The organism is Mariniphaga sediminis (assembly GCF_003573545.1).
GTDB classification, from domain to species: domain Bacteria; phylum Bacteroidota; class Bacteroidia; order Bacteroidales; family Prolixibacteraceae; genus Mariniphaga; species Mariniphaga sediminis.
In genome coordinates, this window is the sequence record NZ_QWET01000014.1 from 17140 (window position 1) to 31044 (window position 13905).

11 protein-coding genes are annotated in these 13905 nt (G+C 42.3%); all 11 read right to left on the reverse strand.

Features of this window, described 5'->3' with window-relative positions:
* Positions 1–50: 50 nt before the first annotated feature.
* The 11 genes from D1164_RS16665 to D1164_RS16715 all read right to left on the reverse strand — a co-directional run bounded on the left by D1164_RS16665 (position 51) and on the right by D1164_RS16715 (position 13904).
* Positions 51–1127, reverse strand: a complete 1077-nt coding sequence (locus D1164_RS16665) for a FecR family protein (protein ID WP_119351031.1) — start codon at positions 1125–1127, stop codon at positions 51–53.
* A 141-nt stretch (positions 1128–1268) separates the two neighbouring features.
* On the reverse strand, positions 1269–1865 hold the full coding sequence (locus D1164_RS16670) for an RNA polymerase sigma factor (RefSeq protein WP_119351032.1): 597 nt from the start codon (positions 1863–1865) through the stop codon (positions 1269–1271).
* Positions 1866–2386: 521 nt separating this feature from the next.
* Complete coding sequence (locus D1164_RS16675) at positions 2387–3907, reverse strand: DoxX family protein (RefSeq protein WP_119351033.1); 1521 nt, start codon at positions 3905–3907, stop codon at positions 2387–2389.
* Positions 3908–4168: 261 nt separating this feature from the next.
* Positions 4169–5224 carry an L-rhamnose/proton symporter RhaT gene (locus D1164_RS16680; RefSeq protein WP_172594495.1) on the reverse strand — a complete coding sequence of 352 codons (1056 nt, stop codon included), beginning with the start codon at positions 5222–5224 and terminating at the stop codon, positions 4169–4171.
* Between the two features lie 60 nt (positions 5225–5284).
* Entirely contained in the window at positions 5285–6298 is a 1014-nt protein-coding gene (locus D1164_RS16685) for a C-terminal binding protein (RefSeq protein ID WP_119351035.1), read from the reverse strand.
* An 8-nt stretch (positions 6299–6306) separates the two neighbouring features.
* Positions 6307–7089: an MBL fold metallo-hydrolase gene (locus D1164_RS16690; RefSeq protein WP_119351036.1), complete on the reverse strand. Its 783-nt coding sequence runs from the start codon at positions 7087–7089 to the stop codon at positions 6307–6309.
* 4 nt (positions 7090–7093) lie between these two features.
* Positions 7094–7888: an HpcH/HpaI aldolase family protein gene (locus tag D1164_RS16695; RefSeq protein WP_119351037.1), complete on the reverse strand. Its 795-nt coding sequence runs from the start codon at positions 7886–7888 to the stop codon at positions 7094–7096.
* A 34-nt stretch (positions 7889–7922) separates the two neighbouring features.
* Positions 7923–8741, reverse strand: a complete 819-nt coding sequence (locus tag D1164_RS16700) for an SDR family NAD(P)-dependent oxidoreductase (RefSeq protein WP_119351038.1) — start codon at positions 8739–8741, stop codon at positions 7923–7925.
* An 18-nt stretch (positions 8742–8759) separates the two neighbouring features.
* Positions 8760–9689 (reverse strand): aldose epimerase family protein, encoded by a 930-nt coding sequence (locus tag D1164_RS16705; protein ID WP_119351039.1) that lies wholly within the window; start codon positions 9687–9689, stop codon positions 8760–8762.
* Positions 9690–9708: 19 nt separating this feature from the next.
* Complete coding sequence (locus D1164_RS16710) at positions 9709–11808, reverse strand: alpha-galactosidase (RefSeq protein ID WP_119351040.1); 2100 nt, start codon at positions 11806–11808, stop codon at positions 9709–9711.
* A gap of 17 nt (positions 11809–11825) precedes the next feature.
* On the reverse strand, positions 11826–13904 hold the full coding sequence (locus D1164_RS16715; protein WP_147372209.1) for a hypothetical protein: 2079 nt from the start codon (positions 13902–13904) through the stop codon (positions 11826–11828).
* Between the last annotated feature and the right edge of the window lies 1 nt (position 13905).

The following is a 13905-nucleotide window of genomic DNA, read 5'->3' on the forward strand; positions in this document are numbered from 1 at the left end:
GTAATGTGGCGCATTGCCCTGCTTTTCTATATAACCTACTCTTAGAATTCTTAATTCGTTTTACCTCCTTTTTTATAGATTAATATTTCTTTTTCCGAGAATGTGCTGTCAGGCAATTTGTACTTGTTTGAAACAGTGAATGAAACAGGCAGGACAAATTTCATCATTTCCAATGCCTGCTCGAGTGTTTCGTCAATAAAAGTTGCAGTATAAGTAAGAGAACTTAACTCCGAATCTTTGAGTGTTATTTTTACATTATACCAACGGGATAATCGTTCTGCAACTTCATCCAACCTGTCGTCCTGAAACATTAGCAGTCCGTCTTTCCAGGAAACATACTTCTCCGGATTTACCTTTTTAAGTGAATACTTATTTGTCGTTTCATTCAAAACAAATTGCTCATTGGGGCTCATGGTACAAACCTCTTTTGAACTTCCATTTACCTCTGTGGATATAATAACCTTACCGGATTCCAAAGTCGTTTCAAAATAAGGATTGTCAGCATACGCTTTTACATTAAAAGAGGTGCCAACTGCCTTTACTGCCATTTTTTGTGTTTCAACAATAAAGGGTTTTGTTTTATCCGGCGCAACATCAAAATATCCTTCTCCGACTAAATTCACCGTTCTGGTTTTTCCGGTAAAAGGCTGCGAATAAATCATTTTACTCCCCTGGTTAAGCCAGACTTTTGTCCCGTCAGACAATTCAAACTGAATTCGGGATGCGGGAGGAGCAACAATCTCAATATCCTGAGATAGATCTGATAACAAATAGGAGCCTGATTGAAAAAAACGGGTATAAACAAACAATGTTAAAACTGGAATTAAAAGAATCGCAGCTGCTTTTGAAAACCATGAAGTTAACTTAACCTTTCTCCCGGCAAAATCTTTTGCTGCTTTTTGCCTGGCTTGATTTAGATTAATGATATGATGAATCCTGTCCAAACGCTTTTGAGATGATTCGATGTCAGGAGTATCTGCCATTTCAATGTTATTCCAATAATTTCTAAATAATGGATTTCCTTCCGCCTTTTCCTCCGGATGTTTTTCCACCCAATTAAAAAATTCATCAATTTCTTTTGGTGAACATTGATTCGCTGTATACCTATTCAGAAGATTTTTGTCCATTCCTTTTGACTTGCTATTCTATGTACCTCACGTTCAATAAAAATAAATTTGCAAACAAGGTACTTCCCACGATAAATTTTTGAAATAACTACATGTTAGACGACAAAAGTCAAAAAACCACTATTCCATGATAACTTTTTTTCACAAAAAAAGATGCACAAAAAAAAGAGCCAGCAAATAAGCTTTCCCTAAACTCTCTTTAAGGTATTTATGCGCTTTTACCATGTGATTTTCGACTGTATTGACAGAAATATTTAATGCTTCGGCTATTTCCTTGTAGGAATAGTTTTTGAAATGTTTCATCTTGAAAACTTCACGTTGCCGGGGAGGCATTTTCTCTATGAGCAGATGAATTTTTTCGTAAACTTCTTCTTTATTAATCTCATCTATCAAACTAAAATCACTTAACTCAATTTGAACCGACTTCACATATTCAACGTACTGAATATCCTTTGCTTTATTTCGTAAAAAACTAATGGTTGTATTGTAGGCTATGGTAAACAGGTAAGTCTCAAAAGATGCTGTATTCTTTAATTTATTTTTGTTTTCCCAGAGCTTCACAAATACTTCCTGGATGAGATCCTCTGTATCAGTTTCGGTTTTTACCAGCGTAAAAATAAATTTCTGTAATTTGTAACTAAAGGCAGCATAAATGTCATCGAATGCCTGCATGTCGCCCCCCGTAAATCGTTTTACCAGGGCTTCATCAACAGCTTGCTTTTTAACCTTGCCTTTCATTTAGATTTAGACTTTCAGAGAAATCCAAAATTACAAAAGAATACATATTTTGCAACTCTGTTTGCTCCCTTCTCCCAAACTGAAAGTATAACAACATTTTGTCAGGAGCTAAATTTCGGGATATCATGTCACGACTATCAAACCAGCAAACTATTTGGGTTTAAGTTTGACAAACATTGTTTATTTGAAAAACAAAAAAAACCTTGCTCCAGGCGGGATAAACAGAAAAGTTCCCCTACACTGATTTACTCTTTCTACATATGACCAAATTGCTGAATCATATTTATTAACCCCATCCAATCTCAGGCCTTATTCTCCGGATGTAAAAAAGCAATTCAAGATAAAATCAAAGCAGAAAAAACGATCAATTTATCCTTCTGTTATAACTTAAGGGAATAGTCTGGGAAAGCAATTTAAGCCCATTCCAATTTTCTATAATTGCAGAAACTCGTTCAATGGACAGACAAACCACGTTGAAAACATTTTTTCACCACCACTTTATCATTCTATGTCTCCTGCTTTCAGGCAAGCCAGCGCCTTTGCCTGTGCTTTAAAAAATCAGAATCAAGCACATCCAGCATAATATTGCAATCTTCCACTACCTGGAAGTCGTACATACCCATAACGATAAAGTCAGCCCCATTCTTAAATGCATAAGGCACCGCATCTTTCGGGTGAATAGCCCCGGCTGCCATAATTTTGAAAGCTATCCATGGTTCTTCCAGACTGTTCATGTAATCAATTGTTCCCTGGGGATTAAAACAAAATATATTGTCTTTGTATCCTTCATCTACAGTCCTTTTTTGTTCTGAATCAGTCTGTGCTGACCAGTAATTGTGGTGGTGCAGCGTTTTCATCCAGAAATCGGGTTTGATACCTTGTTCTACACATCCTTGAATGGTTTCTAACAGATGACCGCCTATGCCAGCCGGCTTGCCATAACTTCTGATGAGTTCCAATGATTTTGAAATCTCATCAAATTTTCCTTCCTGAACATATCTATCAGCAACTCCACCATGGAAATAAATGGCGGAGGCTCCTGCTTCAACCGATTTAATAATATTCTCTTCATTTTGTCCGGAATCGGAAATAAATTGGATTTTCCCATCCGTCTCATGCCAATATTTGTTTATTATCCTTGCCATTGCAATATTTGTCAGGATTGTATTAACGCCACATTTTTCGGCCAGTTGCAGGGTCATCATTACCCGTTCATCGGTATGGTACGCTTTTACAAGTTCGGAAGCATAGAGTAGGTCGCGGGCATGAGCCCAACCACCTATCAGGTTGCCGCCCATTATCAGCCGGCTCAATTCTATATCCCCTATCCTGCCTTTTGGAATTTGTCCTTTTAATTCGTTAAGTGAAGAAAAATTGAAACTTTTAAGGGTTGCGCTGGTTGTTGCATCCGGTTTGCCGGTGAGGAATTTTTCTTCGAAACTGTCCCACTTCTGTTTTTTGTAGGCCGCATAGGCAAAAGCTCCCAGGAACGGGATGCTGATCAAATCGCGCAGCAGTTCACGTCGTTGCAAAGATGTTTTTTCTTTTTTTGTCCGGGGTACGGGAGCATGAGCTTTTTCCTGCTTCCACCTTTTGATTAACCGGTCAGCCCCGAAAAAAGATTCGGCAGGGAGAAAAACGAAAACAAGTAAAACAAAAAACTCAATCAGGGTTTTGTTTACCCACAGGTAGCTTCCTTCAGTAACAGTGCCAAAGGAGTAACCCGGAATGGGCGGATAGGCCACAAAATAAAAAAACAAAAGGATGGATCCGGCAACGGACGACCAGCGAACCAGCAATCCAGTAAACAACGATAACCCAATGAGTATAAGGCCCCATACATTCAGAAAGTCAACCACTTCCATAACTCCCTGGGAGGATGCCATCTGGTGAAAAATGTCCGCAAAAAACCATCGGGATCCCAACAGATATGATTGGGCACTCCATCCGGGAGTTATTAACTTTGCTATTCCTTCATATAAAAAGTGCCACCCTATCAAAATCCGTAAACCGGTTAATAAGTAAACTGAATGTTTTTTCATATCTCAGAAATGTTTTGTTAAAGGCTAATGAATTGTCATAAACAGACACTTGAAATTCGCTGGTTATTGGTTATTTTATTTTTAGTTCATTTTTATTCTTGTAAACACTTCTTCTAGAGTTGTCTAAAAATAAGAAATTAACTTTTGTATATGAATTAATTAAAAGAAAAGTTACTGCTTTCCTTAAATATTAATTTTTGATACCCGTTAGCAATATTTTTATCACATCTAAAAAATCCCCTAAACCCGTTTTATTATTGATTAAGTTATCGAATAGATTGCATTACTAAATGCAAAAATACATACTGCCACAAGTAAAATGATTAGTCCTACATACATTAATCTCACAGGCTTGCCACGTATACCCCTCCATTCACCGCCAATAAACCCTACAAGCTGGTTCCCTATAACCTGCAATGATTGTTGTATGCCAAAGCCTACCGATGCACCCAGCACCCCCAGCATAACCATACCTTTACCCAGAAGGACAATAGAAATAATAAACTGCGAACCGACCAAAGCGCCACAAAAAAACTCTCCTTTCCGAATAGGAAATTGTCCGCGCCGGTTACTTTTTATCATCAGATAAGCCCCATAAGAAACATTTGCCAAAGCGCCTCCAAACATCCCTAATGCCCATACCGTAAAGTTTGCTGTGATTTCTCCTGCCCCCTGTTGTTTTACGGCTGCAATAATTGGCTCCTGGCTGTAAACAAATGCCAGGGATATACCGCCGGAAAGTATCCCTGCAAGCACTGCAAGAATTAACCCCCCGGAGAAACTTTTTGAAGATTGTTCCCCTTTTTCCTGCTTTTCACCAGAGGACAATACTTTTTCCCGCCCAAATCCGGCTTTACTTATGAATATTAAACCGGTTATCAGGGTAGCCAGCCCAACAAGGATTGCACCCCCGGTATTTGAAAAAAGGCCTGGTGCATTACTGAATAATCCACTCCCCTTAAAAATCATAGGGATTAAAACCCCAACCGACATCCCCAATGCAGACAGGATGGCACCGGCAAGCGACGCCCCTATCCTTATGACACAAACCATATACAGTATATTGGCTATGCCCCAACTTACCGATAGCAGGTTAGAAGCCAGCAATGTTTTAAACCCAACACTTTTGATAACCATGGCAGGGTCTGGCACATTGAACAAAACAACAGCCCACGGGTAGATGATTAACCCCGTAAGCATACTGACAAACAGGAACTCACCGAAGTGTATATCCTTTATCCTTTTAAAAGGCCAGGCGGCTGTCCCTGTCCCTAATCCGGAGAAGGTTACCAATAACAATCCTGCTAATATCCCCATTTTATCCATTATTTTTTCCCGGACCTGTAAAACAGGTGACGGAAAATTGGTTAAACATTTCTATCCCTGTACCAACTTTATTCCTGACTGTACCCCGGGGTTGACAATATGTGCCGGATATTTTCCGGAAAGGGTTTTTACAACTGCTTCTGCCCCCCCGGTTCTTGCATCCTTTAACGACTCTTCCGAAAGAGCAGACACATGCGGGGTCAGCAAAATGTTATCCAGGGAAAAATAAGGGTGGTTAACCGGGAACCCGGTTTCTGCAAACACATTTATCCCGCCAAAAACATCCACTGCTGCATACCGGATAACCCCTGTCCTCAATGCTTCAGAAAGGTCATGCTCGCTGAGCAGTTCCCCCCTGCCGGTATTGATGAGGACAGCCGTTGGTTTCATTTTTTTCAACTCTTCCATTTTTATCATCCCCCTTGTCCTGTCTGTCAGCGGGCACAGTAAACACAGGTAATCAGGCTCCGTAAGGATGGTTTCAAAATCCACTTTCCTGACACCTTCATTTTGTACATCTTCAGATGATACCGCCGGGTCATAAACCAATATATCCATCCCGAATCCTTTGGCCCGTTTTACCACTGCCCTGCCTATACGCCCAAACCCTATGACCCCCAGTTTTTGTACTGACAAACGGTGCATTCCGTTTATCAATCCGGGTCTCTGCCCTTTACGCATCATGGCCTCATAGTACTTCAACCGCCTTGCTACAGAAAGGAGCAAGGCCATGGTATGGTCAGCAACTTCGTCTGTCGAAAAATCCGGGAGGTTGGTTACAATGATACCTTGCCTGGTAGCTTCATCCATATCAATTTTATCTACCCCGGTACCAAGGCGTGAAATAATTTTAAGGTTTTCCATCGCCTTTATAACAGCCCCTCTCAAATAGGATGACACAATCATTATGGCATCAACCTCACGGCATAGTGACAGTATCTCTTCATCCGTCTCCCCCTCTATTTCTATAATATCCGCATTAACCCGGGACAGTATTTTTTTCTCTTCACTGCTCATGGGGAAAGTGCTTGCATTCAATCGCGCAACTACCGGTCTTTTTTCCATATTCAAACCTATTTGGGATATATTAAAAGTTCGCCCGGCGCCATAACTCTTGCGTTAACAGTCTCAGGCAGACCGGCCGATTCCGCTATAAAAGTGGCCGGGTCGCCCAGACCCCCGCCGCAAACATGTTCAAGGAACATCCAGAAATGGCAGGCAATCACTAATTTGGGCTTTACGATTGCCGCCAGGGAACATGCCTCCTTTGCATTCATGTTCCCATACTGCCCGTTAATTGGGGCTATCATGATATCTACATCCGAATTTAAAGAGGTTTTAATTTTATCCGGAGAAAAACAAGTATCCCCGCAATGGTATATTTTAACACCTCCTGTTTCTATCAACAAGCCAACTGCATCCGGTGCAAGTTCGCCGTGATCTGCAAATACCGCCTTTATACGGATTCCATTTCCTTCCCACTCTTCTCCTTCTTTCAATATGTTATACCTGCTTCCCGGGAGGTTATTTGATATGTAACCCTCTTCACAATCTGGTGGGCCAATAAAAAATGTTTTCCCGTTTTTTGCAATAACAGGCAGCGAATCCGGGTCGAGGTGGTCGGCATGGGAATGGGTGGAAAGGTATAAATCAGCATCCATTTCTTCAGCTTCCAATACCGGTGGTATCATCCTTTTGAAACCAAACATCCTTTCACAGGCATCTGATAAATAAGCATCAATTACGATTAACTTATTCCCCGGGGTTTTTATACAAAACCCTGCCTGTCCCAGATAAAAAAGGGCAATTTGGTTTGTACCAACCGATAAATGTTCCATCTTTTCGGGTAGTCTCATCTGATTATATTTTTGCCAATTCTTCCCGGATAGCTTTATAGCTCTGCTTCGTGTACAGCCACATACTCATAATATCGGCAGCTGCCCAGAAAACGCGCATTCCCTGCTCTTTCCAGAATTTTATCCTGACAGGGTCGCCGCAGGCAATCCCCGGCAGTACTTCATACTTGTTGCAGGTTGAGATTATTTTTTTTACTGCCGCAATGTATTCAGGGCTGTCAAATTGAGTGGGTATCCCCATCCCCAGGGATAAATCATCGTTTCCTACAACGGCAATATCAATCCCCGGCACTGAAAGTATATCATCGAGGTTTTCAAGTGCCTCTGCCGTTTCTATTTGTATCCCGACAACAAAGTTTTTATTGAAAAAATCCAGCTGTTCCAACGGATTTTCCCATCCCACGTATTTCCCGGCAGGGCAGGTACTGGCCCCATAACCTTTAACTCCTTTCGGCGGAAATTTTATCATCTTTATGATATTCTCAACTTCTTCCCTTGTGCGGATACGCGGAACAAATATTCCGTCGGGGGCATAATCCATGGTCCTGTTCAATTCGGCATAACCGGGTTCTGCAACCCTGACCATACATGGGATACCTAAAGCCCTTGCCAGGCGGATATGCTCAAGTATGGTTTCATTGTTTAATCCACTATGCTCCCTGTCTACCATAATTAAATCGAACCCTGTTTCATGGTACATTTCAATAACAGCCCCTGAACGGCTATCCATAACACACCCTGCAAGAAGGGTATCTTTTTCCCTTACCCGCTTTTTTAATTCTCCTGTTAAACCTTTCATTTTTTCTGATTTTTTTTCCTGATTTCAATATAAGCTACAGCCCCGGGACATACCCTTTCCCCAGCCGGAGCCCTGTTTCATGGTACCCTTCGCTGAATGACATCCACGAAGTAGTCCCCCCGTCAATTACTATTGTCTGCCCTACAATATACCTTGCATCGCCGGAAGCCAGGAAAACAGCTGCTTTGGCAATGTCGCCCGGCGTACCTGCAAACCCGCAGGGGATTAACTGCCCCAGTCCGCGAAAATCGTCTGTCCCTGCTGCTTTATAATGGTTTTCGACCGGCACAGCCCCCGGGGCAAGTACATTGACACGTACACCCAAAGGCGCCAGCTCGACAGCCAGCTCACGGGAATACGAAATAATGGCACCTTTGGTACCGGCATATACAGAATGACCTTTGCATGCCCTTATTCCGTGCACTGAGGAAAGGTTGATGATGGCACCCCTATTTTCAACCAATGGCCCCAAAGCTGCCTGGGTTACAAAATATTGCCCCCTGACGTTAACCTGATAGAGCATATCAAACTGTTCCGGGCTTACCTTTTCAAATTCGAGGGTCATCGTAATTCCTGCGTTGTTTACCAGTATATCAAGCCCCCCTAAAAAACCAATAGCCTCCCGTGACAGTTTTTGTGCCTGCTTTACATCTGCCAGGTCTGCTTTTATTGCTGTTGCTTTACCACCAGCCGATTGGATTTCGGCTACCGCTAATTCAGCACCATCCGCACTGTGGGCATAATGCAGGACAACGGACGCCCCTTGCCGGGCAAACTCCAGGGCTATCTCCCGCCCGATGCCGGTACCGGAACCGGTTACCAGGGCTTTTTTACCTTCCAATTTTTTTCCCATTATTCTATGTTTTTCATGTTAAGCCATAATTTCGATGTACCACTTGTAAGTGCCTTTTGCCCCCACTTTGCTCACCTGCCCATGCTCCTTTGCAACATCCGGGCGGTCGTAACAAACCGTGCACGGTTCAATAATTATATTGTATAATTCGTCCCAGCCTCCTTCATTCATTAAAATCCCCAGGTACGGGACGGTACTTTCAGGGAACGATATCTTTAAACTATTTTTATTGTCCGGGTATTTCAGCCTGCACCATCCTTCTGTAAGCCTGCCCGTGAAATAGTATTTTTCAAACCCTTTTACAGCTTTTGCCCTGGCGATATCAGCCCTGCAGGTGTTCCCAAGGTTATCTTTCAAAAAAGGCCAGTGGCTGACGTCTCCAAATTTTCTGCCCCCATTGGACAAAACCGTTACAACCTGTTTGCATCCTTCCGGCACCTCTACCCTGGTCCCCTCTTCCATATTCAGCATCAGGTGGCCTGCCCACAGGAACTCAAAATCATAGGGGCTGTTGTTGGTTAAGGTATAGTCTATCCGCAATGAATCTTCATGGGTGAAATAAACTTCCTTTTCAAGGGTATAAGGGAACCGCACCCCTGTAACCGACATGCGCAGCGTATCGTTATCAACCAAGTACCTCCAGGGTAATGACCATACTTCGCCATGGTCGGCCATTTCAACTCCTTCCCATGGCTCGTTTCCGTACCTGCATGCATCTATGGTCGGGAACATGTCATCGAAACCGCTGCATTCCCCGTCAACATATACGCCTGCGAAGGACTGGTCACGGTAATGCTTGTTTGCCCGTTGTAAAAGGTACTCGTATCCCGTTTCTTTGTTAATAAGCGAAGCCAGTTTGCCACCGGGGGCCGGGATGAACTCTGCACGCAGTTTTATGTTTTCAAGAACAATGCTGCTTTTGTTCTTATAGCGGGAATGGATTATCATTTTTTTCCTTTAAACTGTTTTATGGAATTCTCTTATACCAAATCAAAAGGGATCCGGGCTTATCTTTTAATTTGAGGGTTACGCCTTTTAACAGCTCTTCTCCGTTTTTAATTTCCTTAATTTGAGAATCTTCATCAATTAATTCATAATCTGCCTGCGGGTCCAACCCTTTTAATCTGACCTGCAAGGATTCTTCTTCACAGTTTTCCCGGCGGAAAGCCAGAATAACCCCATCTTTTTGTTCAGGCCGGTTTAGTTGATAAGCTAACCAAATAGCATCGCCTATAAGGTTCTCGGTGCCGGTCAGAGGATAGTAGTCGCCATAATAATATGGGCGTAATCGTTTAAAATCCCTCATGCATTTTTGCATTTGAGGAATAGAACTTTCCGAACTATGTATATCCCAGAAAAGCACCATCGAACTACTCATACTGGATCGAAAATCATATGCCGAACTCTCAAAAAGACCAGTTCCATGAAGGGGAAAGTAAAAATTCAACCCGTAAGTGTGGTTTTGACAACCATCGGGTTTTCCAAAACTATGGTCAGACCTCCAAAGGGGAGAGCTCCTGGATATGGTTTCCAAATCAATACGACGCCCGCCACTGGCACAGTTATCTATTACTAATTCAGGAAACCGAACCAATAAACTGTCCCAGAAAGAATACAACCCTTCGATATACCGGATTTCAGAGATACCTTCCCTTCCCTGTTTATCTTTCATTTTCCAACTTCCTTCACCATCAACCCAGTTGAAATCCTGACGATAGTAATCAACCCCTTCTTTTTCCAGAAAATCTGAAACAAAATCGGTCAGCCATAAACGCGCTTCTGTATTTCCAAGATCAAAGAGATAGGTATTATAATTATAAATGTCATCTTTATTGGATGTAGCCGGGTATTCAAGTAACCATTCAGGATGCTCTTTTTCGAACCATGTATGTTTTCGCACGCGTTCCAATTCAAACCACAATAAGAATTTTGCTCCAATTGAATGAACTGCATCTGAGACTGGTTTCAACCCATTTGGAAACCTTTCTTTATCGATATTCCAATTGCCAACACCTTCCCACCAGCCATCTCCTCCTTCATACCATCCGGCATCAATCCAACATACTTCAGGTACTATGTCAAATTGTTTAAACCGTTCTATAGTGGCTATCGCATACGATTCGTTCAGGCAGGTAAACTCGTTGCATGGAGAAGGCCCCCCTCTGCTTACCCCTGCTGACAGGGGTAAATCGACAAATTGCCCGTTAATTTTTCGGGTATAATGCGCTAAAACAAACTGGCGGAACTGGTTATGTCCCACCATCCTGTCTTCTCCTTTCCAGAAAAGCAGGCAAATTTTTGGCGTACGGATCTCTTCTTCAGGATATAAAGTCAAATTCATACGAACCATGCCCGATGCCAAAGAAACGGATCTGTTGTCAACTTTTTCCACGTTGGCATACCACAGCCCAGTCCAACCTACAGCAACCATAATTCCTTCGTTTGAAGGGCTTTCTATATTGAAAAACGGGAAAGCCGTATTATCTGAAGAACCTCTTCCGCCATCAGGCATCATACGGATCTCGTGGTTTATTTGCAATGTATCGAGCAAAGGCATAAAATCACCTGCCGACGCATTGCTCCCTTTTGCATGGTGAAGAATAAAATTCCCGCCCTGAGAATATGGGAATATATGGTCAATGACCCTAACGTCTTTGATTAATGGCGTGTTTGACCCCGAACGGTTGGAGAATTTCAACACCCAATCAATGGCAGGAAAATCTTTATAACAATTAACAAAACATTTTACTGTCAAGCCACTCCTATTGTCTGAATATTTAAAAACCGAGCAGTCTATATCAGGATTATCCGATTTTAACTTTTCTGCCTGGAATTGCCAGTTTTTAATGAAATTATTCGAATTTTCCCCATCATAAACAAAAGAGAAAGGAGGTACAACCCCTTCTGAAAAATGCTCTTCGAGCCATTGTTGTACATCAATATTGTTTTGGGCAACAGGTCTTTGCTGCCCATTAGTAACTTCTGCAAATCCTAAAGTGATTAAAATGAAGGTAATCCCTATTTTAACCCTCGGGTTTCCATTACTTCTTTTTTCCTCTTTTTTCATTAGTAATTGTTCTTTTATTATTGGGTTACGACCAACCTCATTTGCCAGGGCTCAACCTCCGGGATAACAAATTTCTGATAAGGCCCGTCTTCTCCTGATGAGCGGATCACAGTTTCCCTGCATTCCATATCATACACCTTTATTTCTTTGCTTTCTGTCCGTAACATCAGGGTTACATCTTTTGCAGGGTCGAATGAAGAATTAGAAAATGCCAATGCCATTTTACCATCCTGCGGTTCCCTAATCCAAAGGTTCATTCTATGGAAAGAAGCTATATATCCTGGTAGGCTATCTTTAGAAAGCCACCTGAAAACGGATTTCATCTGTGAACTTTTTGACAGGTTTTCCATGAAATTCCATGGATAATAACCTGCCACACAAATACGCCCGCCAAGTTTATTTTCAAATACCCCCATGGTACAGTCCGATACTTCCTCTCCTGTATAGTCAATCAGTCTGGAAAGGACCTGGGCTTTTTCATCGGTTTTGCGAAGTGTGTAAGCTAAGGATTTCCAAAAGGACTGTCTGTTATCGCGTTCCCTCCCGGCAAAGCTGCCGTTGAGTGGGTGGGTAGCAAATCTCTCTATCCGGTCCACATCAGCTGAGCTTTCCACCTCGAACCCGGTCAATTCTCCAAAACCCATCTTATTCAATTGCTGCAAAGCTTCAGCATCCATGTACACCCCTCCCGAAAGCAATTCCTCAATCTGTTGTTTCGAAAAGGCATAAACATTGTCTTTACCAAGTATGGTTACCTGCCCATTGTTTACAGAATAACATGCTGGTATTCCGATAGTATACATATCATGCCCTGTAACAGGATTTCCGGCGCTTACCCAATTTCCATCCTCCAGGTTTCCGGTAATATAACTATCCTTGTTCCACAATGTATTAACCCCTGTAATGGCAGAACGCCCCAGTGATTTTGCCATTAAGTCAAAGAATGGCCTCGACTCTTGTAACCGCGCCATTAGCGGTTCATACTCATCCAGTGGCTCATCATACATCGAAAGAACATTAAAAGCTGTGCCCGTACAACCTGAAGCTATATGCGAGCAGGCTTCAAGCGCTACAATATTGGCTGCTTTCTTTAGCCGCTGGTAAGGGAAACATTCAATCTCAGACTGGATAGAAACAATATCTTCGGGCAATACAGATACCTGTCTGCCAATATCATGTGACTTACCTGCCAATCCATCTGTGTTTGTATCGCCATAAAAGCCTCCACCCGGTCGCCACATCACCGGGGCATTATCTGCGCCTGCCAGTATTTTTGCCCAGTTGTCGAAATCATAGCCTTCAAAAAAACGGTCACCCGTCATAAACCCCAACGGCATATCCGGCCTGATTCCATGCACTGTTTCTTCTACCAGTGTAAATAACCGGGCAATGGTATTCCGGTTATGTTGCAACCACTCTTCCCTGACTTTTAGTTTCTCTTCTTTTGTCCCTTCATTAAACGCTTTTTTTAAACTTTCACGGGTATACCTGGCTCCTGTCTCCTGCTCAAAAATCTTCAGACAATTGTCACAAAAACAACCATAGCCAATTGGCATATGCCCCAGCCTCACATCATCATCAATCCAGATATAATCAGGGTTTGCTTCTGTGGTTAACTCGTAAATAGTACGGATATACTCACGCATATTATCATCATTCGGGCAGAAAGAACCGTGGCTGACATTCCCATCAATACCGGTCATAAAGGTATAATCCCCTTTCAGTGAATTTTCCAGGTCTTCATTATGGTGCCCGATGGTCGTCAGTATGTTGATACCCGTTTTGTAACCCCGTTGCCTGGCTTGTTCCATACGTTGCTTTAAAATCGTAACATGTTCACTGAATTTTTCAAGTGGTAGTGGCGCATGCGTGACATGGGTAAAAAAAGTAATCTCATCCGTTACCCCCTGGTACTTGTCAAACAAATCCAGTAACTCGTTAAAACGTTGCCCCGGCAATGACTGGGCCGGGCCAATCCGGAAAGAGACATAGGCTTTGTTGTTATCCTGAATCAACACTTCTCTCTTGCAAGAAATAGTAAAAACAATAAGAGATAAAATAAATGAACAAATAATAATTGTAATTTCCCTTTTCATA